18 protein-coding genes and 2 riboswitches are annotated in these 25,636 nt (G+C 62.0%); of the genes, 11 read left to right on the forward strand and 7 right to left on the reverse strand.

All coding sequences use genetic code 11. The features are described from left to right. Nucleotides 1–237 precede the first annotated feature (237 nt). Genes wecB through GPL81_RS13180 form a run of 5 tightly spaced genes read left to right on the forward strand, consistent with a single transcriptional unit; the run spans nucleotide 238 to nucleotide 8,653 of the window. Complete coding sequence (gene wecB / locus GPL81_RS13160; protein WP_160107062.1) at nucleotides 238–1,392, forward strand: non-hydrolyzing UDP-N-acetylglucosamine 2-epimerase; 1,155 nt, start codon at nucleotides 238–240, stop codon at nucleotides 1,390–1,392. Further along, complete coding sequence (gene nfrB, locus GPL81_RS13165) at nucleotides 1,389–3,563, forward strand: cyclic di-3',5'-guanylate-activated glycosyltransferase NfrB (RefSeq protein ID WP_160107063.1); 2,175 nt, start codon at nucleotides 1,389–1,391, stop codon at nucleotides 3,561–3,563. Before wecB ends, nfrB begins: the two co-directional genes overlap by 4 nt. Next, the gene (locus GPL81_RS13170) at nucleotides 3,560–6,715 is read left to right on the forward strand and encodes an NfrA family protein (RefSeq protein WP_160107064.1); all 3,156 of its coding nucleotides are present in this window, start codon (nucleotides 3,560–3,562) and stop codon (nucleotides 6,713–6,715) included. The genes nfrB and GPL81_RS13170 overlap by 4 nt, the downstream gene beginning before the upstream one ends. Further along, entirely contained in the window at nucleotides 6,715–7,593 is an 879-nt protein-coding gene (locus tag GPL81_RS13175; RefSeq protein WP_160107065.1) for a DUF4434 family protein, read from the forward strand. Before GPL81_RS13170 ends, GPL81_RS13175 begins: the two co-directional genes overlap by 1 nt. Continuing rightward, entirely contained in the window at nucleotides 7,577–8,653 is a 1,077-nt protein-coding gene (locus GPL81_RS13180; RefSeq protein ID WP_160107066.1) for a GGDEF domain-containing protein, read from the forward strand. Before GPL81_RS13175 ends, GPL81_RS13180 begins: the two co-directional genes overlap by 17 nt. 94 nt (nucleotides 8,654–8,747) lie before the next feature. Here GPL81_RS13180 and GPL81_RS13185 read toward each other — a convergent pair whose 3' ends face one another. Next, complete coding sequence (locus GPL81_RS13185) at nucleotides 8,748–9,614, reverse strand: LysR family transcriptional regulator (protein WP_160107166.1); 867 nt, start codon at nucleotides 9,612–9,614, stop codon at nucleotides 8,748–8,750. A gap of 103 nt (nucleotides 9,615–9,717) precedes the next feature. Here GPL81_RS13185 and GPL81_RS13190 point away from each other — a divergent pair, with 103 nt between their 5' ends. Then, the gene (locus GPL81_RS13190) at nucleotides 9,718–11,262 is read left to right on the forward strand and encodes an MFS transporter (RefSeq protein WP_160107067.1); all 1,545 of its coding nucleotides are present in this window, start codon (nucleotides 9,718–9,720) and stop codon (nucleotides 11,260–11,262) included. A 99-nt stretch (nucleotides 11,263–11,361) separates the two neighbouring features. Next, a complete protein-coding gene (locus GPL81_RS13195; protein ID WP_160107068.1) occupies nucleotides 11,362–12,585 on the forward strand; it encodes an NADH:flavin oxidoreductase/NADH oxidase family protein in 1,224 nt (407 codons plus the stop codon). Between the two features lie 120 nt (nucleotides 12,586–12,705). On the opposite strand, the gene GPL81_RS13200 is transcribed toward GPL81_RS13195, so the two are convergent. The 4 genes from GPL81_RS13200 to cobW all read right to left on the reverse strand — a co-directional run bounded on the left by GPL81_RS13200 (nucleotide 12,706) and on the right by cobW (nucleotide 19,422). Continuing rightward, nucleotides 12,706–13,251 carry a vWA domain-containing protein gene (locus GPL81_RS13200; RefSeq protein WP_343038524.1) on the reverse strand — a complete coding sequence of 182 codons (546 nt, stop codon included), beginning with the start codon at nucleotides 13,249–13,251 and terminating at the stop codon, nucleotides 12,706–12,708. Between the two features lie 119 nt (nucleotides 13,252–13,370). Then, nucleotides 13,371–14,369 (reverse strand): magnesium chelatase ATPase subunit I, encoded by a 999-nt coding sequence (locus tag GPL81_RS13205; protein WP_160107069.1) that lies wholly within the window; start codon nucleotides 14,367–14,369, stop codon nucleotides 13,371–13,373. 145 nt (nucleotides 14,370–14,514) lie between these two features. After that, nucleotides 14,515–18,357, reverse strand: a complete 3,843-nt coding sequence (gene cobN, locus GPL81_RS13210) for a cobaltochelatase subunit CobN (protein WP_160107070.1) — start codon at nucleotides 18,355–18,357, stop codon at nucleotides 14,515–14,517. A gap of 3 nt (nucleotides 18,358–18,360) precedes the next feature. Next, a complete protein-coding gene (cobW, locus tag GPL81_RS13215) occupies nucleotides 18,361–19,422 on the reverse strand; it encodes a cobalamin biosynthesis protein CobW (protein ID WP_096511968.1) in 1,062 nt (353 codons plus the stop codon). 99 nt (nucleotides 19,423–19,521) lie between these two features. Then, nucleotides 19,522–19,733, reverse strand: a riboswitch (cobalamin riboswitch). A gap of 188 nt (nucleotides 19,734–19,921) precedes the next feature. Then, nucleotides 19,922–20,147: riboswitch (cobalamin riboswitch) on the forward strand. 121 nt (nucleotides 20,148–20,268) lie between these two features. Between cobW and GPL81_RS13220 the strand changes: the two genes are divergently transcribed. The 4 genes from GPL81_RS13220 (at nucleotide 20,269) to cobM (ending at nucleotide 22,430) form a co-directional block, all read left to right on the forward strand. Beyond that, on the forward strand, nucleotides 20,269–20,463 hold the full coding sequence (locus tag GPL81_RS13220) for a CbtB domain-containing protein (protein ID WP_121105316.1): 195 nt from the start codon (nucleotides 20,269–20,271) through the stop codon (nucleotides 20,461–20,463). A gap of 11 nt (nucleotides 20,464–20,474) precedes the next feature. After that, nucleotides 20,475–21,179: a CbtA family protein gene (locus GPL81_RS13225; protein ID WP_160107071.1), complete on the forward strand. Its 705-nt coding sequence runs from the start codon at nucleotides 20,475–20,477 to the stop codon at nucleotides 21,177–21,179. Continuing rightward, a complete protein-coding gene (locus GPL81_RS13230; protein ID WP_096511971.1) occupies nucleotides 21,176–21,589 on the forward strand; it encodes a cobalamin biosynthesis protein in 414 nt (137 codons plus the stop codon). Before GPL81_RS13225 ends, GPL81_RS13230 begins: the two co-directional genes overlap by 4 nt. Nucleotides 21,590–21,683: 94 nt before the next feature. Further along, nucleotides 21,684–22,430 (forward strand): precorrin-4 C(11)-methyltransferase, encoded by a 747-nt coding sequence (gene cobM, locus GPL81_RS13235; protein WP_160107072.1) that lies wholly within the window; start codon nucleotides 21,684–21,686, stop codon nucleotides 22,428–22,430. 123 nt (nucleotides 22,431–22,553) lie between these two features. On the opposite strand, the gene nfuA is transcribed toward cobM, so the two are convergent. Continuing rightward, nucleotides 22,554–23,138 carry a Fe-S biogenesis protein NfuA gene (nfuA, locus tag GPL81_RS13240; RefSeq protein ID WP_007912592.1) on the reverse strand — a complete coding sequence of 195 codons (585 nt, stop codon included), beginning with the start codon at nucleotides 23,136–23,138 and terminating at the stop codon, nucleotides 22,554–22,556. Nucleotides 23,139–23,329: 191 nt separating this feature from the next. After that, nucleotides 23,330–25,615: a fatty acid cis/trans isomerase gene (locus GPL81_RS13245; protein ID WP_160107073.1), complete on the reverse strand. Its 2,286-nt coding sequence runs from the start codon at nucleotides 25,613–25,615 to the stop codon at nucleotides 23,330–23,332. Nucleotides 25,616–25,636 lie beyond the last annotated feature (21 nt).

Consider the following 25,636-nt stretch of genomic DNA (forward strand, 5'->3'; position numbering starts at 1 on the left):
GATGTAAAAAAGTATCACATCACACTCTTCCTGCTTTCCGAGTTTCCCATCGGGCAGATCCCTCTACCCCGTAAGGAATGTCCGGACTCTTGTGAGAAGAATCCCCCCGACAGTCAGGATCAATCACTCCCAACCAGCATTGGACAACCCCCCATCCGACTGCTTTATTCAATACTCAAGTGATAAGCGCTCTTAACAGCTGCGGCGCTTCTGGCGTGAGTTGTCCCGGGAGGGTTCATGTCCTTCAAAGTCATGATGGTGTTCGGAACACGGCCCGAAGCCATCAAGATGGCCCCTCTTGCACGGGTGCTGCGCAACTGGCCGGGTATCGAACTGAATATCTGCTCGACCGGCCAGCACCGGGAAATGCTCAAGCAGGTGCTCGACTCTTTTGAACTGACGGTCGATGAAGACCTGCAAGTGATGACCCAGGGGCAGACCCTCAATGGACTCTCCGAACAACTGCTCGAGCATCTGGACCACGCCTACGAACGGGTGCAGCCGGATATCGTGCTGGTCCACGGCGACACCACCACCAGCTTCATCGCCGCCCTCGCCGCGTTCAATCGCCAGTTGCCCATCGGTCATGTCGAGGCCGGCCTGCGTACCGGCAACTTGCGCGCACCCTGGCCGGAAGAAGCCAATCGACGCCTGACCGGCGTCATTGCCGACCTGCATTTCACCCCGACCACCAAGGGCGAAGCGAACCTGCTGGGCGAAGGCGTGCCCAAATCCCATATCGAGGTCACCGGTAACACGGTGATCGATGCGCTGCTATGGATGCGCACGCATCAGCGCGACGTTCATTGGCTGCCGGCCACGGATTCGCCGTTGGCGGTGCTGGACGACAACCGGCGCATGGTGCTGATCACCGGGCACCGCCGGGAAAACTTCGGTGGCGGCTTTCGCAATATCTGCCTGGCCCTGGCCAACCTCGCCGAGCATTACCCGGATGTGCAATTCGTCTACCCGGTGCACCTCAATCCGCAGGTGCAAAAGGCCGTCTACGGCGTGCTGTCGGACAAGCCGAACATCTACCTGGTCGCGCCGCAAGATTATCAGCACTTCGTCTGGTTGATGGACCGCGCGCATTTCATTCTCACCGATTCCGGCGGCATCCAGGAGGAAGCCCCGGCCATCGGCAAACCGCTGCTGGTACTGCGCGACGTTACCGAACGGCCTTCGGCACTCGAAGGCGGAACCGTGCTGTTGGTGGGCACCGACACTGACCGTATCGTCAAGGAAGCCAGCCTGTTGCTCGATGACGATGCCACGTTCCAGCGCATGAGCCGCGTCCATAGTCCTTACGGCGACGGTCATGCCAGCGAACGGATTGCCAACCGTCTGTGTACCTGGCTCAAACAACAAGCGCGGTCGGGAAAAACGGTATGAGCCTGGGTTTGGTCGATTTTTTTGCCTACCTGCTGTTCGGCCTCAAATACCTTGCAATCATCCTGGCGCTGTTGATGTTCGTGCTCGGGCTCGATGACCTGTTCATCGACCTGGTGTACTGGACCCGCAAGCTGATCCGCCGCTGGCGGATCTATGAAAAATTCAAGCGTGCCGATGAGCAGCGCCTGTACACCATCGGTGAAAAGCCCTTGGCGATCATGGTGCCGGCGTGGAACGAAGTCGGCGTGGTCGGCGAAATGGCGCGCCTGGCCGCCTCGACCCTCGATTACGAGAACTACCAGATTTTCGTCGGCACCTACCCCAACGACGCCGAGACCCAGGCCGATGTCGACGCGGTCTGCCAGCACTACCCCAACGTGCACAAAGTGGTCTGCGCGCGCCCCGGCCCCACCAGCAAGGCCGACTGCCTGAATAACGTGATCGACGCGATCCTGCGTTTTGAAAGCGATGCGAAGATCCAGTTCGCCGGGTTCATCCTGCACGATGCCGAAGACGTGATCTCCCCCATGGAGTTGCGCCTGTTCAATTACCTGCTGCCGGGCAAGGACCTGATCCAGATTCCGGTCTACCCCTACGCGCCTGAATGGAGAGGGTTCACCGCCGGGCACTACGTCGACGAGTTCGCCGAAAACCACGGCAAGGACGTGATCGTGCGCGAGGCCCTGACCGGCCAGGTACCCAGCGCCGGCGTCGGCACTTGCTTCAGCCGCAAGGCCATCAGCGCGCTGCTTGAGGATGGCGATGGCATTGCCTTCGATGTACAGAGCCTGACCGAAGACTACGACATCGGTTTTCGCCTCAAGCAAAAAGGCATGAAGTGCATCTTCGCCCGCTATTCGGTGACCGACCCGAAACTGGCGCTCGAACAGCCCTGGGCGTTCGGCATGAATCGCGCGTTTTCCCAGGTGATCTGTGTTCGCGAACATTTCCCCCGCGACTGGCAACACGCGATCCGGCAAAAATCCCGCTGGATCGTCGGCATCGTTTTCCAGGGCACGAAGAACCTTGGTTGGAGCCCCACCGGGTTGCTCAACTATTTTCTGTGGCGCGACCGGCGCGGCATGATCGCCTACCTGCTGAGTTTCATGGTCAACCTGCTGTTTCTGGTGTTGCTGGCAATGTGGCTGGTGACGGTGATAGCGCCGAACGCCTGGCGCTATCCGTCGATTCTCTCCGACAGCCCGTTGCTCAAGACCCTGCTGTGGCTAAACGGCCTGATGTTGATCAACCGGCTGTTCCAGCGCGGCTGGTTCGTCACCCGTTTTTACGGACTGGGCGAAGGCCTGCTGTCGGCGCCCCGGATGATGTGGAGCAACTTCATCAACTTCTTCGCCAACGTACGGGCGCTGCGCCAGGTCATGGAAATGGGCGACTCCCGTCGCGTGGCCTGGGACAAAACCACCCATGAGTTTCCGGCCCTGACCAAGGCCCAGCGCACACCCTTGGGTCATCGGCTGGTGGAAAAAGGCCTGCTCAGCGAAGAACAGCTGGAAGCGGCGATCACCAACCCGGTACGCCGACGCCTGGGTCATGAGCTGTTGCTGCGCGGACACATCGACACCACGCAACTGGTGCAGACCCTGGCCGAGCAACTGGACATGGAATGGGCGCCGCTCAACCCCTTTCAGCTCGACAAGCGCCTGATCGCGCAGGTGCCACGCAAGGTCGCCTCCCACTACGGCGTGCTGCCCGTGGCCGAGGAAGGCAATACCCTGGTGCTCGCCTCCGAAGGGCCGGTCAGCCAGGTTTCACTGGGTGCCATCAGCCGCCAACTGAAGCGCCCCGTGCGCTGTCGCCTGGCCCCTCAGGGCCGGGTCACACTGGGGATCCGCTACTGGTACGCCAGCCCCCGGCAAAATGCCGACGTCCAGCACATGCTCGAGGTGCTTGAGCGTCATCAGGTCGATGAAGCCTTGCTCGAGCGCGTCAGCCATCACCAGATATTGCTCGGCAATCTGCTGCAAGTGCGCGGGATGGTCCCGGCGAGCCTGTTCAATCAGGCATTGATCGACTTCGATGCCGAGCACATGTCGTTGGGCCAACACCTGATATCCCGCGGCATGATCACCCAGGCAGTGCTCGAACAGGCTTTGGTCGAACAGGCCAGCGAACAGCAAGCCGCCTACCGCATTGCCCGGGAGGTCGAATGAAGCCTCATGCCGCGCTCGTTGGGTGCCTGTTGTTGAGTCTGGGCACCGCCACTTGGGTGCAAGCCGAACCCTTGACTGACTTCGAACAATTTCGCAGCTTCCCCTACATGGACCGCAGCTACCGCGAAGCGAAAAAAGGCAACTGGGCCGAAGTCGAGCGTTTGATGCGCCACCTGCTGAGCAAGGTGCCCAAGAATGATGAAGCGCGGGCGCTGCTGGTGCAGGCGCTGGCCAAGCAACGGCGCTACAAGGACGCACTGCAAGCATTGCCGGACAACCCGCAAAACAGCGAGGCCTTGCTCAACCTGCGCCTGACCTGGATCGAGCAGGATCCGCCAGGCAGCACCCAGGTGGAACAGTGGATCGCCACCAGCAACCTCAACCAGCGCGTGCGCCTGTGGCAGGCCTACAGCCTGAGTCTCGCCAAGTTTGGCGGCGCAGGCCGGGCTCACGACTGGCTGGCGCAATTGAAGCCCAAAGGTGATGAGCGAATTCTGCACCTGGCCCTCTCCAACTGGTCCGAGCAACTGCGCGACTGGAACGGCACCATCGAACAACTCGCGCCTCTCGCCGCCAGCCACCCACTGAGCGCCGAGGATTGGCAGCGGCTGGCCAATGCCTATGTGCAACGCCTCGACGAAAAACCACTGGAGCAATTACTGCAGCAGGCACCCAACCCGCAGGCCGCGCGCAAGGCTCGCCTGGCCATGGTCGATCGCGCGATAGCCATGGGTCACACCGAACAGGCCCAACGCTGGATGCAGTCGCTGCCGCCGGACGATCTCGCCGATCCCGCACAACGCCAGCGCCTGTGGGAATTGGCGCGGCAAACCGGCGATAGTGCAACCGTGCAGCGCTTGAGTGGCGAATTGCAGCGGCCGTGCCTGGAGACCGCCGACTGGCTGTCCCGCCGCGACCCGGATGCAGCGCTTGCGCAATTGCGTAACTGCCCAGCCGACGACGACCCATTGACCTGGCTGGTCCTTGTCCAGCGCCTGCACGCCACTGAACTCTTGCAGAGCACGCGTCTGCCCGAACCTTGGGACAGCCAGCGTCAGCAACGCTTGCTGGACGTCTGGCAAGAAGAAGGCCGCAGCGACAAGATCATGGCCTGGCTCGCCGGCCAGCCGCAGACCGCCGAAGTGCTCAAGCGTCGGGCCGAACTGACGCAGGCGCAGGGTCGCACTACCGAAGCGGCGACACTCTGGGAGCGGCACTACCAACAGACCGGCAACCTTCGTTCCCTCGATCAGGCCACCTACCTGGCGCTCAATGCCGGGCAGCGGGAACACGCACAACAACTGCTGGAAAACGCTTACGACCGTCAGGGCGGCAAACTTCCCAATGCTCTGTTACAACGATTGGCGACCCTCTACGCCTCGTCAACGCCGACAGCTTCACAGCAACAGCGCATGGTGTCGCTGCTCAGTCATGTTGACCCCACCACCCGTGGTCAACTGCTGGCGCAACTGGCCGAGAACGGTCAATGCACCGCCGTGCAACACGCCATTGGCGCGCAACCGCAGGCTGCCGGCGACTACCGCGCACTGGGGCGCTGCGCCATGCCGGATCGTCCGGGGGAAGCGGTCGTCTATTTCCAGCAGGCGGAAAAAACTGGCGACCGAAGTAGCCGCGTGTCCATGGCCTATGCCCTCGAAGCGGCCGGCGATTCGGCCGGGGCGCTGGCGATCTGGCGCAGCCTGCCCGATGCCGAACTCAGCGACAACGCCCGCCTCACAGCCAGTCGCAGCGCCCTGAACGCCGGTGATCTGTCAGCCGCCGAACGTTACTGGCAGCAAAGTCACAGCCGTGGCGCCAACGAATGGGCGCTGGGTGCGGCGATTGCCGATGCGCAAGGCAATCATGAACGGGCCCTGCAACGACAACGTTCGGCCCTGCAACAGTCACCGGATGCCGGGCATTTCTACGCCGCGTCGGTCACCGCGCAAAAGGCCGGCGAACCTGCACAAAGCACGACGTGGCTGGCCGAAGCGGTACGACTCGATCCGGACAACCCGCGTTATCGCGCCGACTACGGTATGAGACTGGCTGGAGCAAAAACCAAAGAGGAACGCGCCAAAGCCATTCCTTACCTGCAAACCGCCACCCGGGACTTTCCCGAGGATTACCGCCTGGGCGAAACCCTCGCCCTGCGCTATGACGAAGTCGCCGACAGTGCTGCGGCACGCAAGGAACTGCACCGGGTCATCGACCTTGAGCAGTATCCAGTGGCGGCCGACGACAAGGACGGCAGCATGGAAGCCCGGCGTTATCGCCAGCGCCGCGCCCATGAAACCCTGTCTCGCCGCGACTCCCGTACCGTCGCCAGCACCTGGTCACCGGCCGGGGTTTCGACCAACGACTTCTTGCGGTCCGATGACACCACCGGCTCTCGACGCCGCTCCACTTCACAAAACGTGCAACTGGCCATGTGGGACCACGCGCTGGGCGAGGAACCGAGCCGCGCCGGCAGTACGCTGTCGGTCTATGGTCGTGTGCTGCTCGGTGGCCAGGGTCGATCGAGCTACGCAGAATCCCTGGGTACCGGTGTGGGGTTGCGCTACAAACCCTGGGGCACGGCGAACATCAACTTCTACGGCGAAATCTACAAACAGAGCCAGTTCGATGACCAGGACAATCACGGTCTGAGCCTGGGCCAGATGCTGGTGCCGGAAAAGCTGTCGGACCAGGTCGATGATCACCGCCAGGACGGGCACACCACCACCGACTACCTGTTGCGCAGCACCGCTTCGTTCCTTGATCAGGGCAGGTTTCGCAACGACTGGCGCATCGATGAAAGCGATTGGGAGGAACGTTTTCTCTATCTGGACGCCGCCTGGTGGACCAAGGCCGGCGACCATCAATGGTTGTCGCGGTTCCAGCAGGGCCATGCCTGGAAGCTGCCGTTCAACGGCGCACAAACCCTCATGCCCTATGGCTTTGTCGAATTTTCCAGCCAGGACCCGAGCAACGACTGGCGCCAGGACTTGCGCACCGGCATCGGCCTGCGCTGGCAATGGTGGTTCGACGATGACCTCTACAACGCCTACCGCGCGCACCTGACGGTTCGCAGCGAATATCAGCAATGGTTGGGGGGCAATCTGTATGAGGGCGGCAATGGCGTGCTGCTGGGCGTGGAGATGAATTTCTGATGAAGCGATTGCTACTGGTGGTGTGCCTGTTACTCAGCAGTGCATGGGGCCGCGCCGACGAACGGATTTTCTATCAACCGCTGAACGTCGACGCCAGCCTCAGCCAGACGCAATGGCGCCAGATCTGGCAGGACACCGCCAGACAGGGTGCCCACACCGTGATCGTGCAGTGGACCGCCTACGGCGATTCGGACTTCGGCGGCGCCAACGGCTGGCTTGCCGACAGCCTGAAGCTGGCCCAGGCCCAAGGCCTGAAACTGGTGCTGGGGCTCTACATGGACCCTGCCTATTACCAACGCATCGACGAACTGGACAGCGCCGGGCTGGCGACTTACTGGCAAGCGCAACTGGGCCGGTCGCTGGCCCAACGGCAAAAGCTGTGCAAGGACTGGAAGCTCATGGTCACGGGCTGGTATGTGCCGATGGAGCTGGATGATCTGCACTTCCTCGCCGCTGATCGCCGACAGGCCCTGCAACGTCAACTCAAGGACTTCGCCAGCCAGCTCGATGCGCCGCTGCATATCAGCGCCTTCAGCGCCGGCAAACTCGCGCCACGGGTCAATGGCCAGTGGCTGGCGGATTTGGCCGGTCAGGGGATTCAGGTCTGGTGGCAGGACGGTGCCGGTACCGGACGTTTGCCGGCATTGGTGCGCGATGGCTACGCCGGTGCGCTGCCCTGCTCCGTCGGCATCGTTCAGGAAGCGTTTCGTCAGATCAGCGCGGCGGGCAAAGCCTTTGGCGCTGAACCGGCCAACCCGGACAAGACGTCGTTGGGTTGCCATCCCACTGCGGTGTTTTCCCTGCGCTACCGGCCCTGGGGCAAGGTGATTCTTGATAACCAACGCAAAAACAAGGTCGACGATGTACAAAACCATTGAAGATGAAGTGCTGAAAAAAGCGGCGCCTACCGAGTTGAAAGCCGAGTTCATCCAGCATGAATTCCAACGGTTGCACGCCTTTTGTCTGCTGATCTATCTCGCCAGTATCGCGATGTGGGTCGTGTTCGACCTGATCATCAGCTACCTCGGTGGCCAGGGGTTTACCTGGCTTTCAATGCTGTTTATCGGGCTCTTTGCGATCTTCGCGATCATTCTGATGTTCACCCGCAAGGCCCGTCATTTCGATGTACTGAATCTGCTGTTTGCCTTCACCATCACCCTTGGTGTTCGCCTTTTGATTGAAGGCCTTCCCGAAGATTTACAGCCGGCCTGGCTGATACTGGCCGCCACGAGCATCTTGTACAGCGCCTCCATGTTGCCGCTGGGCCGCGGGTCTTTTTTCGGCACGCAGATCATTGCCTGGCTGATGCTCAATCCTTTCTTCGACAGTGATGTGGCGGTGTTCGACCTCAGGGGCATGCTGATGGTCTGCTACATGGGCTTTTTCTGTGCGCTGACCCTTTATGTTTTCCTCACCCTGCGCAAAGCCAAGCTCTATAACTTCATCGTGTCCAGGCTGCTGCTGGACCAGGCGTACCTCGACACCCTCACCGAAATCCCCAACCGCCGCTCGTTCATGACCCGCGCCGACAAACAGCTGCACGCCGTCCCGCGCGAGCACGACCATTACCTGGCGATGATCGACATCGACAACTTCAAGAAGGTCAACGACGTCTACGGCCACGACATCGGCGATGAAGTGCTCAAGCGCATCGCGGCGAACATCAAGGCGGTGATGAGCCACTTCGAGTACGCGCGCCTGGGTGGCGAAGAGTTTGCGATTTACCTGGCCGGGGTGCGCCGCGAAGATGTCGAGGCCCTGGCCGGTGAACTGTGCCGGGTGGTGCGCGAACAACCGAGCCGGCACCCGGTGACCATCAGCATCGGCCTGGCCAGGGTGCTGGAGGGCGACACCCTGAATCAGGCGTTGGTCAAGGCGGATGCGGCGTTGTATGAGTCAAAACATACGGGGAAGGATCGGTATACCTTTCATCAGTGAGGTTTGTAGCGCTTTCCCGGCCGCCTTCGCGAGCAGGCTCACTCCCACAGGTGAATGCATTTCAAATGTGGGAGTGAGCCTGCTCGCGATGCTTCTAGCCTTTTTTCACACGCTCGATGTATTTGTTCACTGCCGGAGATTTCTCAAACCGCCGGTGAACCAGCGCCAGCCACGACGACGCATCGCAATCCTCGATCTGCCGATACACCACATTCGGCAAACTCACATGGCCGACCACTGACTCCGGCACCACCGCCACGCCCTGCCCCAGTGACACCAGGGCAATCACCGCCACCAATCCACCGGGTTGCGCCCCCAGTTTCGGCACGAAATCGCCCTGACTGGCGACTTGCAAAGTGCCGACAACTTGTTCGGGGAGAATGAAGTTTTCGTTTTGCAGATGTGCCGAGTTGATGACCGGCAAGCGGTTCAGCCATGAGTCCACCGGCAACGCCAACACAAAGCCTTCGTCGATCAGGCGCACAGCCTCGACCCCTTCCGGCAAGGCCAGCGGGCAGCGGATGTAACCCAGATCGAAGCGCCCTTCGAGGATCATGTTGGGCAGGCTGGCCATGGGGCTTTCCCGCACATTGAGGCTGACATCCGGGTATTGGCCGGTAAAACCCTGCACCTGTTTTTGCAACAGCCCCGAATACACAGCTGAGGCCACGTAACCCAATTCGATATGGCCGATGTCGCCGCGGCCGGCGCGTTGGGCGTTGCGCTGGGCCGACTCGAACTGCCGAACCGTGGCCTCGGCCTCGATCAGCAATGCCGCGCCGGCTTCGGTCAGGCTGACATCCCGCACCTGGCGCAGAAACAGACGCGTCCCCAGCTCCGCTTCCATGTCCTGAATCTGCCGGGTCAAGGTCGGCGGCGCAATGCCCAGTTGCTCGGCGGCACGGGTGAAATTGCGCTGCCGGGCAACGGCAAGGAAGTAGCGGAAGTGGCGAATGTCCATCGGCACGTTAGCTCAAAGGTAATGAAGTGATGATAGCGGCCTAACAACAGCAGGATCCGCCAGCGGTAAGCTGGGCGCAACCTCACAGTAGAGAAGCCCTGCCATGCCCGTCAAACCCAATGTGAGTCCCCGTCTGACCTTGCTCACCGCCTCTGCGGTGTGCTCGCTGATCGTGCTCGACACCAACATCGTCGCCGTTACCTTGCCCAGCATCGCCCGGGATCTGGGGGCGAATTTCGCCGACATCGAATGGGTCGTCAGCGCTTACATGCTGGCCTTCGCTGCCTTGCTGCTGCCCGCCGGAAGTCTGGCTGACCGCTTTGGCCGGCAGAAAACCCTGATGTGGGGCCTGGGCATCTTCATCCTCGCCTCGCTGGGTTGCGGTGCGGCACCGAACGCCCTGTTTCTCGACATCGCCCGTGCGATCAAAGGCGTCGGCGCTGCGCTGTTGCTCACCTCCGCGCTGGCCTCCATCGGCCACACTTTCCACGACGAAGTGGAACGGGCCAAGGCCTGGGCGTTCTGGGGCGGGTGCATGGGCGTGGCCATGACGGCGGCGCCGACCCTGGGCGGCCTGATCACCGAATACGTGGGATGGCGCTGGATTTTCTACCTCAACCTGCCGGTCGGCCTGTTCCTGATGATCATGGTGTGGCGTGCAGTGCCGGAGTCCCGCGATGCCCAGGCGGCGCGCCTCGACCCTTGGGGCAGCCTCGCCTTCAGCGCCAGTCTGTTGTGCCTGATCTGGGGTTTGATCGAAGCCAACCGGATCGGCTGGAACAACCCCGCCACCTACGCCCGCCTGGTGGGTGGTGCCCTGTTGCTGGGGTTGTTCGTGGTGATCGAGCGCCTGCAGCAACGGCCGATGATCGATCTGCAACTGTTCAGGCATCCGCGCTTTATCGGCGCCCTGCTTGGCATGTTCTCCTACGCCGCGTGCGCCCAGGTGATGATGACCCTGCTGCCGTTCTACTTGCAGAACGGCCTGGGCTTTACCGCCATTTGCGCCGGGTTGGGCATGTTGCCCTTTGCCGTGACCATGTTGATTTTCCCGCGCATTGGCGTGCGGCTGGCAGGACGCGTAAGCCCCGCGAACATGATGGCGATCGGGCTGACGCTGGTAGGCGGCGGCAACCTGCTCAGTGCCTGGGCGGTCAACTGTGGCGGTTACCTGCCCTTCGCCCTGGCGATTGCCGTGACCGGTGCCGGCGCCGGGTTGCTCAACGGCGACACCCAGAAAAACATCATGGCCTGCGTGCCTCGGAGCCGTACCGGCATGGCGTCGGGAATGAGCACCACCATGCGCTTCAGTGCAGTGATGCTGGCGATCGGGGTGTATGGCGCCTTGCTGTCGGGTCATAGCGAACAGCTGCTGCACGACCATCTGTCGGCACAGGGCGGACAGTGGCTCGAACACACACAAGGCGTCGCCTCGCGGGTAGTGGCCGGTGACATGCTGGCCGCGATGAGCCTGCTGCCACAAGCCGCACGGCCGGTAGTCGAACCGCTGGCGCGCCAGGCGTTCGTCGGAGGCTTCAGCCTGTTGCTGTGGGTTGCGGGGCTGGCGGGATTACTCGCTGCGCTGGTAGTCGGTACGCTGATGCGCAATCCGATCCCAACGCCTCACACGGCCTTGGTGCTTGAGTGACGTGCAGATGTAGGCTTCGACCTGCTCGATTCATTGCCTGCTTGACATTAAAGCTGACTTTAAGCTTAGCCTCTCCCCATCACTGATGAGGAGTCAACTATGTCGCCCTTCCAAACATTGAATCTGCCCAACGGCCAGATTCTCGGCAATCGCATCGCCAAAGCCGCGATGGAAGAAAACCTGGCCGACAGCGACCAGGCGCCCGACCGCGCGTTGTTGCGCCTGTATCAAGCCTGGGCCGAGGGCGAAACCGGGCTGCTGTTGACCGGCAACGTGATGATCGACCGTCGTGCCATGACCGGTCCTGGTGGTGTGGTTTTGGAAGACGAACGCCACCTGGACCGCTTCCGCCAATGGGCCAGCATTGGCCGGGCCGGTGGCGCGCACTTCTGGGTGCAACTCAATCATCCGGGCCGCCAGACCATGGCCAACCTCGGCCAGCAAGCCTTGGCGCCTTCTGCAGTGGCGCTGGATCTGGGTCAGTTCTCGAAGATGTTTGCCGAGCCCAAACCCATGAGCGAAGCCGACATCGAGGACGTGATCCGACGTTTCGCCAACAGCGCGGCACTGGCTGAAAAGGCCGGTTTCACCGGTGTGCAGATTCATGCCGCGCACGGCTACCTCCTCAGCCAGTTCCTCTCGCCGCTGACCAACCGTCGCACCGACCGCTGGGGCGGCTCGCTGGAGAATCGCGCACGCTTGCTGCTGGCGGTGGTCGACGCGGTACGCAATGCCGTATCGCCGCAGTTTTGCGTGGCGGTGAAACTCAACTCGGCGGACTTCCAGCGCGGCGGCTTCGATGCCGACGACGCCCGGCAAGTGATCCAGTGGCTCAACGAGCAACAGATCGACCTGCTGGAGCTGTCCGGGGGCAGCTACGAAGCACCGGCCATGCAAGGTGAAGCCCGTGATGGCCGGACCCTGGCCCGGGAAGCGTACTTTCTGGAAATGGCCGGCGATTTGGCCAGCGTGGCGCGCATGCCGGTCATGGTGACGGGCGGGATCCGCCGCCTGGCGATTGTCGAACAGGTACTCGACAGCGGCATCGCGATGGCCGGGATCGGCACCGCGCTGGCTGTTGAACCGCAGTTGGTCAAACACTGGCGCGAAGGCCAGAACAGCCATCCGCAGCTACCGCCGATCCGCTGGAAGCGCAAACCGCTGGCGGCACTGGCAAGCATGGCCGTGGTGAAGTTCCAGCTCCATCGCTTGAGTCGCGGGCACAAGACCCGACCCCAGGTGTCGGCGTTGTGGGCGTTGATTCTGGACCAGTTGTACATCGCCCGGCGGACCCGGCAGTATCGGCAGGCGATGGGTAAGTAATTCAAAATTTTTGGCGGCTGATACACCGCTTTCGCGAGCAGGCTCGCTCCCACAGAGGAATGCATTCCAAGTGTAGGAGCGAGCCTGCTCGCGATGAGGCCCGCACACACAACACAGCACTCAGCCCGGAAACAGCTCATCGATATGCCGATACTCAGCCTGCATCTGCGCAGCCAACACCCTGCTGCGCCCAAGCCGAATGGGCCCGCGCTCGATGTCGATCACTAGCCCCGGACAGTCAATGGCGGGCAACGCTGCCCATTCCTTCAACCGGCCATCGGTCAATACCAGCAAGCGCTGCTGCTCCGCCGGAAATCGCTTTTGCCGCGAAGCCAGCCACTGCCCCGCTTCACCCAGCGCCGCCAGCAACGGCGTGCCACCCCCTGCGCCGAGCCCATCGAGCCAGTGGCGCAAACCACTGGACGCTTTCAATCCTTGCACCTGCCACTTCGGCACGGCACCGCTGGCCGTCAGCAGGGCCAGACGCGCGCGTTGGCGGTAGGCGTCATCGAACAGATTCGCCAACAACCCTTTGGCGTCACTCAAGGATTGATGACGGCGGGTCGAGGCGGAAGCATCGACGATCACCAGCCACAACTCATGGGGCGAACGGGTGCGCAGTTGAAAAAGCACATCGGTGCGCTGACGTGGGCGGCCATTGAGCAACGTGCCGGGCCAATTGATCGAACCGCTGCGGGCGGTGTGACGCTTGCCCTGCCTGCCGTTGTCCAGTCGTCCGGCGCGGGGTCTGGCATTCGCCCCCGCGTCAGATCGAGGGCGAATGCCTAGGGCTTTTTTGGCCAGCTCGGCACTTCACGCCGGGCGCCGGTCGGCAGTGCCTGGGCTGGCATTTCTCCCCATTGGCCCTGGCCTTCGCTCGGGTTGGCAGTCTGCTTCGATGGCGACGGGTTGGGCGGTGATGCCGGTGGCGTGTGCTCGCGACGACGATGACGCAAGGCAAACTCCGCGACCGCGTCGATGTCTTCCTCGGCAATGGCGCCCGCTCCGCGCCAGGCGGCATGGGCACGGGCCGCGCGCAGCCAGACCAGATCGGCGCGCAAGCCATCGACGCCGGCAGCGAAACAACGCTCGGTGATCTGCCCCAGCGCTGCATCGTCGAGGGGAATGCTGGCCAACGCACTACGCGCCGTCTGGCAACGCTCGCGCAAGGATTGCTGCTGGCGCTCCCACTCAGCGCAAAAGCCTTGTGGATCGCTGTCGAAATCCAGACGTCGACGAATGATCTGCCCCCGTTCAGCCGGTGCAGTGTGCCCGCTAAGGGCGACGTTCAAGCCAAAACGGTCGAGCAGCTGCGGACGCAGCTCGCCCTCCTCCGGATTCATGGTGCCGATCAGCACGAACTTCGCCGAATGCCGATGGGAAATGCCGTCGCGCTCCACCAGATTGGTGCCGCTGGCGGCGACGTCGAGCAGCAGGTCGACCAGGTGATCCGGCAGCAGATTGACTTCATCGACGTAAAGCACACCGCCATCGGCCTTGGCCAACACGCCGGGGGAAAATTGTGCGCGGCCTTCGCTCAGGGCAGCATCCAGGTCGAGGGTGCCAACCAGGCGCTCTTCGGTGGCGCCCAATGGCAACGTGACGAACTGGCCACTGGCGAGCAGGTCTGCCAAACCTCGGGCCAGGGTCGACTTGGCCATGCCACGCGGGCCTTCGATCAATACACCGCCGATTTTCGGGTCAATGGCGGTCAGGTACAACGCCAGTTTCAAGTCGTCGGCGCCGACCACGGCGGAGAGGGGGAAATGCGGGGTGTCGGTCATTATCAAATCTCGGTCATGGTCGGTGATCTCACAAACACCGTCATCCCTGTAGGAGCGAGCCTGCTCGCGATGGTGTGTCAGCTACATTAATGTCAACTGACACACCATCGCGAGCAGGCTCACTCCTACAGGGGTTCGTGGTGTTTCAGGTGTCTTCTTCTATATCCAGCAGCAAATTTTCCAAGGCCTCGCGATACTCCCCCGGCTCTTTCCACATCCCCCGCTGTTGCGCCTCGAGCATCCGCTCGGTCATGTCGCGCAAGGCATGGGGGTTGTGCTCGCGCACGAAATCCCGGGTGCCCGGGTCGAGCAAATAGGCATCGGCCAGCAACGCGTACTGATGATCGTCGATCAACCGGGTGGTCGCGTCGAAGGCGAACAGGTTGTCGACCGTCGCCGCCATTTCGAACGCACCTTTATAGCCGTGGCGCTTGACGCCTTCGAGCCATTTCGGATTGGCCGCCCGGGAGCGGATGACCCGATTCAGTTCTTCCTTCAGCGTGCGGATCTTCGGCAAGTCAGGCTGGCTGTGATCGCCGTGATAACTCGCCGCTGCTTCGCCGCGCAGGCTTTCCACGGCAGCGAGCATGCCACCCTGGAATTGGTAATAGTCATTGGAATCGAGCAGGTCGTGTTCGCGGTTGTCCTGGTTTTGCAGCACCGCTTGCACCTGGCTCAATCGCCGGGCGAACGGTTCACGGGCCACCGTACCTTCGTCGGAACCGCCATAGGCATAACCACCCCAGTTCAGGTAAACCTCGGCCAGATCCTCGCGGCTCTGCCACAGGCGAGCATCGATGGCACCCTGTACCCCCGCGCCATAGGCACCGGGTTTGGCGCCGAAAATGCGCCAACCGGCCTGACGCCGCGCGGTTTCTTCGTCGAGCCCCGATTGCAGCAAGACTTCACGTTCGGCACGCACCTTGGCCGCCAATGGATTGAGATCGTCTGGCTCATCCAGCGCGGCGACCGCCTGGACAGCGGCGTCGAACAAGCGGATCAGGTTGGCGAAGGCATCGCGGAAGAAACCCGAGACCCGCAAGGTGACGTCCACTCGCGGCCGGTCAAGCAGGCTCAGCGGCAGAATTTCAAAGTCATCGACCCGTTGACTGCCGGTGGCCCACACCGGGCGTACGCCCATCAGCGCCATGGCCTGGGCGATGTCATCGCCGCCGGTGCGCATGGTCGCCGTGCCCCACACCGACAGGCCGAGCTGACGCAGATGATCGCCGTGGTCTTGCAGGTGGCGCTCGAGAATCAGGTTGGCCGACTGGAACCCGATGCGCCAGGCCGTGGTGGTGGGCAGGTTGCGCACGTCCACCGAATAGAAGTTGCGCCCGGTGGGCAGCACATCCAGACGACCGCGACTCGGTGCGCCGCTGGGACCGGCCGGAACGAAACGACCGTCGAGGGCATCGAGCAAGCCGCGCATTTCTGCCGGGCCGCAAGCGTCCAGCCTTGGCGCGACCACTTCGCGCAGGTTGTCGAGGATGGCGCTCACCTCAGACCAACCCGCTTCCTGTGGGAGCTGGCTTGCCAGCGATGGAGTGTCAGTCGAGATCAATGCAACTGACACACCATCGCCAGCAAGCCGGCTCCTACAGGGGTCGGCTAATGCCTGTGAGATCAGTTGTGCGGCGAACAATTCGAGGCGTTCGCGGGTGTCGCCGGTAGTACGCCAGAGTTCGTCACTGATCGACAGCAATGCTTCGGGTCGAGGCCCGGTCCAGGGCTCGGCCAATGCACAATCCAGCGGATCAAACCCCAGTTCGAAGGCCTTGGCCAACGCCCGCAGCAGACTCGATTGCGCCCCACGGCCATCGCCCCGGGGAATGCGCAGCAGCGCGAGCAAGGTATCGATGCGTAATCGACCGGTCGGTGACTCGCCGAACACGTGCAAGCCGTCGCGGATCTGCGACTCTTTCAGGTCGCACAGGTACGTATCCAGCCGTGGCAGCCAGATCGCCGCATCGGCGTCGCTGTCGAGCTGTTCGTCCAGTTGCAGTTCGCAGTCGATGTGCGTGTCGCGCACCAGTTGCAGGATGTCCCGTTGCAATTCACGGGCACGACGCGGATCGAGCAGTTGCGCTTCGTAATACTCGTCGGCCAGCAGTTCGAGGTTGCGTAATGGACCGTAGGTTTCGGCGCGCGTCAGGGGTGGCATCAAGTGGTCGATGATCACTGCCTGGGTGCGACGCTTGGCCTGGGCGCCCTCGCCCGGATCATTGACGATGAACGGATAGATGTTCGGCAACGGCCCGAGCAGCGCGTCCGGCCAGCAACTTTCCGACAGCCCGACGCCTTTGCCCGGCAGCCATTCGAGATTGCCGTGCTTGCCGACGTGGATGACCCCGTGGGCGCCGTAGGTGTTGCGCAGCCAGAAATAAAACGCCAGGTAACCGTGGGGCGGAACAAGATCCGGGTCGTGATACACCGCGCTCGGATCGACCTGATAACCCCGCGCCGGTTGAATGCCGACGAAGGTCAGGCCGAAACGCAGGCCGGCGATCATCAATCGTCCGCCTCGGCACATCGGATCGTTTTCCGGCGGCCCCCAACGCTCCAGCACCGCCGCGCGGTTGGCTTCGGGCAGTGCATTGAACATCACCAGATAGTCGTCCATGGCCAGGCTTTGCTGGCAAGGGCGCTGGTCGATTGTGTCAAGATCGTTGCTGACGCCGCCGAGCAATTGCTGGATCAAATCGGTGCCGCTCTCCGGCAAATCGGCCGGTAGCGGATACCCTTCTTGATGAAGCGCACGCAGAATATTCAGCGCAGCGGCCGGAGTATCCAGGCCCACGCCATTGCCGATGCGACCATCACGGGTCGGGTAGTTGGCGAGGATCAGCGCCACCCGCTTTTCAGAGTTGTGCAGGCGCGCCAGATCGATCCAGCGTCGTGCCAATTCCGCGACAAAGTCCATGCGTTCCGGTTGTGGTCGGTAGCAGACCACATCGGACTGACTGCGCTCGCTGCGCCAGGCCAGGTCCTTGAAGCTGATCGGCCGGCTGATGATCCGCCCGTCCAGTTCCGGCAGCGCGATGTGCATCGCCAGGTCACGGGGCCCGAGACCCTGCTCGCTGGCGCGCCAACCCGGTTCGTTGTCCTGGGCGCAGATTGCCTGAATCACCGGGATATTGCGGCGAAACGGCCGCAGATGCGGCGCTTCGGGGCTCGATTGCGCGAATCCGGTGGTGTTCAGAATCACCCCCGCCTCGACTTCATCCAGCCAGTCCTCGACCACCGACAGGCAGCCGGGTTCTTTCAGACTGGCCAGCGCAATCGGCAACGGGTTCAGCCCCGCCACCTGCAAACGCTGGCAGAAAACATCGATGAATCCGGTGTTCGCCGCCTGCAGGTGCGAGCGGTAGAACAGCACCGCCGCTACCGGCTGACCGGCCTGCCAGTCAGCCTGCCAATCCTTCAGGGTCGCGGGGCTTTTTCGTGGGTGGTAGACCGCCGTGCGCGGCAGGATTTGTGGCTCGGCCCAGGCGTAATCACGGCCCAGCCAACGGTTGGCCAGACAGCGAAACAGGTCCAGCGCATTGGCCATGCCGCCCTGGCGCAGGAAGTGCCAGAGCCGGTCGCGATCCTCGGGAGTCACGGTACTCAGGTCGCTGAGCTCCGGGTCCGGACGATCATCGCCCGGCACCAGGATCAGTTGCACGCCACGTTGCGACAACTCAACCAGGCGCTCGACACCATAGCGCCAATAAGCGATGCCGCCATGCAGCGAGATCAATATGACCTTGGCATGGCGCAGCACCTCATCGACGTACAGATCGACCGAAGCGTGATTCTGCACCTGCATCGGATTGGCCAGGCGCACGCTCGGGTAATCGTCGGGCAACTGCTGCGCCGCTTCGGCGAGCAGCGCCAGGCTGGAATCGCCGCTGCACAGGATCACCAGCTCGGCGGGGGTTTGTCCAAGGTCGGCAATGTTGTCATCCGACACGAATCCGCCGGGCTGGGTCCTGAGCAGGTGCATGGATTACACGCTGAGCGCGGCGCGCAATTGCGCTTCGAGTGCGGCAGCGTCCAGCTCCTGGCCGATCAACACCAGACGCGTAGTGCGCGCTTCTTCGGCGCCCCACTGACGGTCGAAGTGCTTGTCGAAACGGGTGCCCACGCCCTGGATCAGCAGGCGCATCGGTTTGTTCGGGATCGCCGCGAAACCTTTGACCCGCAGGATGCCGTGCTGGACCACCAGTTGCGTCAGCGCGTCCAGCAGCAGGCTCTCGTCAGAGGCCGGCAGTTCGATGGAGATGGAATCGAACGCGTCATGATCGTGATCGTCTTCACCTTCATGGTGGTGATCGTGATGGCTGTGACGGCTGTCGATGTGTTCCTCGGAACCGGCGCCGAGGCCGATCAGCACGTCCAGTGGCAGGCGACCGTTGCTGGCTTCGATGACCTTCACCGCCGGTGGCAGCTCTTCGGCGACTTCCAGGCGCACGCGGGCCAGGTCTTCCGGGTTGATCAGGTCGGCCTTGTTGAGGATCACCAGGTCGGCGCTCGACAGTTGGTCGGCGAACAGCTCGTGCAGCGGCGACTCGTGGTCCAGGTTCGGGTCCAGTTTGCGCTGGGCATCGACTTGGTCCGGGAACGCAGCGAAAGTGCCGGCGGCCACAGCCGGGCTGTCGACCACGGTGATCACCGCGTCAACGGTGCAGGCGCTGCGGATTTCCGGCCACTGGAAGGCCTGGACCAAGGGTTTTGGCAAGGCCAGGCCCGAGGTTTCGATGAGGATGTGATCGAGATCGCCGCGCCGGGCGACCAGTTCGCGCATCACCGGGAAGAACTCTTCCTGCACGGTGCAGCACAGGCAGCCGTTGGCCAGCTCGTAGACGCGGCCGTTGGCTTCTTCTTCGGTGCAACCGATGGAACATTGCTTGAGGATTTCGCCGTCGATGCCCAGCTCGCCGAACTCGTTGACGATCACCGCGATACGGCGGCCCTGGGCGTTGTCGAGCATGTGCCGCAGCAAGGTGGTTTTGCCCGAGCCGAGGAAGCCGGTGACGATGGTGACGGGGAGTTTGGCCAGTGTTTTCATCGGATGCCCTTTGGCAAGGTGGCGGGCATACGGGACGAGAACCGACTACGCGCCTGCGCGCCGGAAGCATTCGCCACCGGATCACCCCGCCCGGTTGTAGTGAGAATCTGTATCGAGGCAGGTCTCCTGGCTGACGGTGTGCCAATCATCGAATTGGCATTTGCTGCGCCTTCCCGCGGGCTCAGGACCTGAGCGTGCAGTGGCGTGGCAGCGAACATCACCGTTCACAGTTGCGGGGGCAGCCGCGGCATCGACCGCGTTCCCTTCTTAGCTTCGACAAATGCCGAAGAACCTCGAAAGCGCAAGGCTACGCATCGTATTGGGGCGGGTCAATGATCATGCTGAGTTCGGTGGTGGCCGGGATGCCGCCATCGCGAGCAAGCTTTGCTCCCACAGGTTGTCGGTGTCCTTGTGGGAGCAAAGCTTGCTCGCGATCGGGGCAACTCGGTCTCAAGATGAGAACCGGTGCCAATTGACGCCCCACCCCCGCCCATGCTCTCCTACACACCTTGTTACGGGTGCCCTTCACAGGGTGAAACGGGAAACCGGTGAATCATGTGCTTTACTCTAAAGCCATGTCAGTCCGGTGCTGCCCCCGCAACGGTAAGCGAGCGAAGCGTCAGATCCACTGTGCCGACGTGGCATGGGAAGGTGATGCTTGAAGGTCAAGGCAGTTGCCTGCGCCCCTCGTGAGCCCGGAGACCGGCCCGCAACACGAAGTGATCAAACTTCACTGAATGACAAACCCGCGGTGGGCGGGCGCTGTTCGAATCGCTGCGCGCCCGTTCGTGCAGTGACTCTGCATGCGCTTTTTATTCCCCCGCTGACAGAACAGAGGGAAACGCCATGTCGATCATCAGCAGCACCGGCCACACAGCCTCCTCCAGCACGACTTCCACCCTTGCCCAACGCATCACTGCCGCCGTCTGCGCGTCGATCCTCGGTGCATGCCTTGTGTATTTCGCCGGTTTCTCGCACATCGAAGCGGTCCACAACGCCGCCCACGATACCCGTCACAGCTCCGCGTTCCCGTGCCATTGAGACCTGCCGACATGATCAAGCGTATTGCGCAAACTGCAGGGTTCACCGGCTTGCTGGCCGCCCTGTTGCTGACGCTGTTGCAAAGTTTCTGGGTCGCCCCGCTGATTTTGCAGGCTGAAACCTACGAAAAAGCCGAGCCAGCGGTCGTGGAAGTTCATGAACATGCCGCCGGCGTCGCCGCCCATACCCACGATGCCGAGGCCTGGGAGCCGGAAGATGGCTGGCAGCGCGTGCTGTCGACCACGGGCGGCAATCTGGTCGTAGCCGTTGGCTTCGCCCTGATGCTCGCCGGTCTCTACACCCTGCGCGCGCCAACCAAAACCTCCCAGGGTCTGCTCTGGGGCCTGGCCGGTTACGCCACCTTCGTACTGGCGCCGACCCTCGGCCTGCCACCGGAATTGCCGGGCACCGCTGCCGCCGACCTGGCACAACGGCAAATCTGGTGGATCGGTACGGCCGCCTCCACCGCTGTCGGTATCGCGCTGATCGTGTTCAGCCGCCACTGGCTGATGAAAGTCCTCGGCGCGGCGATCCTTGCCGTTCCTCATGTGATTGGCGCACCGCAACCGGAAGTGCACTCGATGCTCGCCCCGGAAGCCCTCGAAGCCCAATTCAAAATCGCTTCGCAGCTGACCAACATGGGGTTCTGGCTGGCCCTGGGCCTGATCAGCGCCTGGTTGTTCCGCCGCAAAAGCGATGGCCAATACCACGCATGACTGATGCAAGCACAGCGCCGACCCTGGTGGTCGGCCTGGGCTGCCAGCGAGGCTGCCCCGTCAGCACGCTGCGGGCGCTGCTCGATCAGGCATTACAGGCCAACCAGATCGAACTCCATCAGATCAAGGCACTGGCCAGCATCGACTTGAAACGCGACGAACCGGCCCTGATCGAACTGGCCGAGCAGCTTGGCTTGCAAATGATGTATTTCAGCAGCGAACAATTGGCGGTTTATCAACCGCAGCTTAGCCACCATTCGCAGATCGCCTTCGAACGCACCGGTTGCTACGGCGTGGCGGAAAGTGCCGCGCTGGCCCTCGCCGAACAACTGGCCAATACCCCTGCCAAACTGCTGATCCCGCGACAAAAATATGCCCAGGCGACTCTGGCATTGGCCGGCGCCGCGTAAAATCCACGATAATCCCCGCCTTCGATCATGAGCAATCTTCATCTGAAGCTTGCCTGGCCCTCTTTACTGACCCTCTTTTTCACAGGAACTGACGATGACCGTCTATTTCATTGGCGCAGGTCCCGGCGACCCGGAACTGATCACCGTAAAGGGCCAGCGGCTGATTCGCAGTTGCCCGGTGATCATCTATGCCGGCTCGCTGGTGCCCACTGCGGTACTGGAAGGCCATTGCGCCGAACAGGTGGTCAATAGCGCCGAATTGCATCTGGAACAGATCATCGAACTGATCAAAAACGCCCATGCCAACGGCCAGGACGTGGCCCGCGTCCATTCTGGCGATCCGAGCCTGTATGGCGCCATCGGCGAACAGATTCGCCACCTGCGTGAACTCGGTATTCCTTTCGAAATCATTCCCGGCGTGACCGCGACGGCAGCGTGCGCGGCGCTACTGGGCGCAGAGCTGACGTTGCCGGATGTGTCACAAAGCGTGATCCTGACCCGCTACGCCGACAAAACCGCCATGCCGGCGGGCGAAGAGCTGGGCAGCCTGGCGCAACATGGGGCAACCATGGCGATTCATTTGGGGGTCAATCATCTGGAGAAGATCCTGGCCGAACTGCTGCCACATTACGGCGCGGATTGTCCGATTGCGGTGATACACCGGGCGACATGGCCGGATCAGGATTGGGTGGTGGGGACGCTTGAGGACATTGCCGGGAAGGTTGCCGCCAAGGGGTTTCGACGTACGGCGTTGATTCTGGTGGGTCGGGTGTTGGGTAGCGAAGTGTTTGGAGAGTCATCGCTGTATCGCGCAGGGCATGCGCATTTGTATCGCCCATAGGGCCCCAATCGCTGGCAAGCCAGCTCCTGTAGGAGCTGGCTTGCCAGCGATGGCGTCACTGAATTTCACGCATAAAAAAACGGCGCTCACGGGGCGCCGTTTTTCATGTTTGCAGCGAACACCTTAGTAGTAGGCGTTTTCTTTCTGCGTGTGGTCAGTGACGTCACGGACGCCCTTGAGTTCGGGAATGCGCTCGAGCAAGGTGCGCTCGATGCCTTCCTTCAAGGTCACGTCTGCCTGGCCGCAGCCCTGGCAACCGCCACCGAACTGCAGAACGGCGATGCCGTCCTCGACCACATCGATCAGGCTGACCTGGCCGCCGTGGCTGGCCAGTCCCGGGTTGATCTCGGTTTGCAGGTAATAGTTGATGCGCTCGTTGACCGGGCTGTCGGCGTTGACCATCGGTACTTTGGCGTTGGGCGCCTTGATGGTCAGCTGGCCGCCCATGCGGTCGGTGGCGTAGTCGACGACGGCGTCGTCCAGGAAGGCTTCGCTGAAGTGATCGATGTAGGCGGTGAAGCTTTTCAGCCCCAGCGCAGTGTCTTCAGGTTTTTCTTCGCCCGGCTTGCAGTAGGCAATGCAGGTTTCGGCGTACTGGGTGCCAGGCTGGGTGATGAAGACGCGGATGCCGATGCCCGGGGTGTTCTGCTTGGAGAGCAGATCAGCCAGGTAATCATGGGCGGCGTCGGTGATGGTAATAGCGGTCATGGAAACTCCTCGCAGGCTTGGGCGCAGTTTACGCCAATCATCGCCGCGCACAAAGTCCTAGTATTTTCGTCGGGAAAGATTCCGCTGGCCCCCTGTAGGAGCAAAGCTTGCTCGCGATGACGGCGGCACATTCAGCCTCAATGTTTGCAGGCATTCCGCCATCGCGAGCAAGCTTTGCTCCTACAGGTTGATTACAGGTTTTCGTAGCGATTCATGTCCAGCACGCCCTCTTCCACCGGGTCGGTCTCGTGGATATAGCGGCTCAGGTCATGAAAGTACTGCCAGAACTGCGGATGGCTGCGCCGAATCCCCCAGCGTTCGACGATTTTTTCGAATTGATCGGCATCCTTGGCGTTTTCCATCGCATCCACGAACGCCGGAACTTCCCCGGCCGGAATATTGAACATGAAGTTCGGGTAACTGCTGAGTACGCCCGGGAAAATCGTCAAGGTATCCAGCCCCGGCTGATAACGCAGCGACTCGCCGAGCAAAAACGCCACGTTGCTGTGCGCGCGGTTGCGCAGCAGGCTGTACACCACACGCTGCCCGCCTGACGTTTCGACGCGCAGCAGGGTTGCTTCCGGCAGTTGATCAATGACCTTGAGCCCGGCCGCCGGGCGGGAAGCCAGGCGACTCAAGGCCTGCTCGGCACTCTGCAACGCCAGGTCGATGTTCGGTCGCGAACAGTAGGCGCCGTCGCAGCGATTGATCGGATCGGGCTTGGCGTTGAGCTCGCCATAGCGCGTCAGCAACTGCAGGGCGAAGTCGCGTTTCGGGTCCTTTGCATCGAGCTTCAGCGCGGTCGGCTTGTCGTTGTCGATGGACTCATAGTCCAGCCACATCTTGAATTTGCCGCTGCTCTGGTACCAGTCGTCAAGGTAGCCGTCCCGGGAATCGGCGGGCATCAAACGCAGGAAATTCTGCTCGGCGCCATTGCGAATCAGGTCGAAGTACAGGCGCGTCTGGGCTTGATGAGAAACATTGCCGAACACGTCGAAATTCACCGCCAACTGATAATACGTCCGCTCCAGCAGCGGATAGTCGAACAGCCACATCGTTTGCGGCACATCGCCGATCAGGCCCTTGGTCACCGAGGCACTGTCGAAGTGCCGGAAGATGCTCAGCAACGCATTATCGTTGCCTGCCCACAGGGTCGACCAGCTCGGCGCCGGCAGTTCGGCGTAGCTGTCACGGCGCAAGGCTTCGTACTGGTTTCGCTTGTCACGGTAGTCGTGCCACAGGCTCAGGACACTGCCGACATCGTCGTTCTGCCCCGGCATCGCCAGCAGCGGCGTGGCCTGGCCGCGATAGTTCGGGTCGGTGATGTAGAGGTCATGCTCAGGTGCCTGAAACAGCGCCCAGAAGTTGTCGCGGATCACGTCCGTGGCGATCTGCCCACGGCAGACCGGGCCGCGAATAAAGGTACGCACAAAATACTCGGCGTTATCGAGCATGAACTGATAACGCGCCTGGGCCGGAATCGCTTCGAAGGTGGCAAAGGGATTGGCCCGGCTCTGCGGCCCATAGCCCGGCAAGGCGCTGACTTGCCACTTGCCGTTATAGAACAGGCTTTTGACCCGAGCCATTTTCGCCGCACTGAGCGGATAGGTGATGTGAGTCTTGTGCACGATCACCCCCTGCACCGGCCACAAGCGGTAGTAAAACTGCGCGCCCGGATCGTCGTTCGGGCGGCGGGTATTGATCAGGTCGATGGGCTGGCCGGTGGGCGTGCGCGAACGCACCCACTGGAAGAAATGCCCCGGCTCGCCCTCCTTGAAGTAAATGTGTGCGAGAAACCAGTGCTCGAACAACCAGCGCCCCACCAGGCTCTGCCGGGCGCCCGGTGCGTTGAGCAGGTTTTCCCACTGCACCACTTGCAACGCCTCCCTGGTGCTGGGCACCAGGCCCTGCTCATCAATGGGCGCGCCGGAAGCCAGCCAGCGTTGCAGGGTCTGGTATTGCTGGTCGGTCAAGCCGGTGACCGCCAGCGGCATGCCCTGTTTCGGATGGGAGCTGGCGTAGCCGTCGAACTCCGCCGGCATGGCGCACTGGTTGTCGCGGTTAAGGCCCAGGACGATGTCGTCAGGCAGTTTGGCATTGGGTTGCAAGGGCGTCCGGTGGCCCAGTTCGAGCATGCGCGCCATCAATGCCGCCTGACTGCCCTGGGCATCGAGTACTGAATAGAAGCCCTTCTGCTGCCAGGCACGCTTGCCGAAGGCGTCATAAAACAGCCGGGTCGGTGCGGCGGCCTGGCTACGATCGCCGTCGTACACAGGAGTTTTGCTCGCGCCGCGTGCCGCACCTTCGCCACTGCCCAGGTTGAGCTGACAGGCGGAGTCGTAGCAGGCATGGCAGGCCACGCACTTTTCGGTGAAGATCGGTTGAATGTCGCGGGTGTAGGAAATGACTGGCGTCTGCGCCAGCGCGCCCCAGCTTAAAAACAGCAACACACTGCTGAAGACGACGCGATACGACATGTCCCTGATCCCGATCCTGGA

This window comes from Pseudomonas izuensis (assembly GCF_009861505.1).
GTDB lineage: Bacteria > Pseudomonadota > Gammaproteobacteria > Pseudomonadales > Pseudomonadaceae > Aquipseudomonas > Aquipseudomonas izuensis.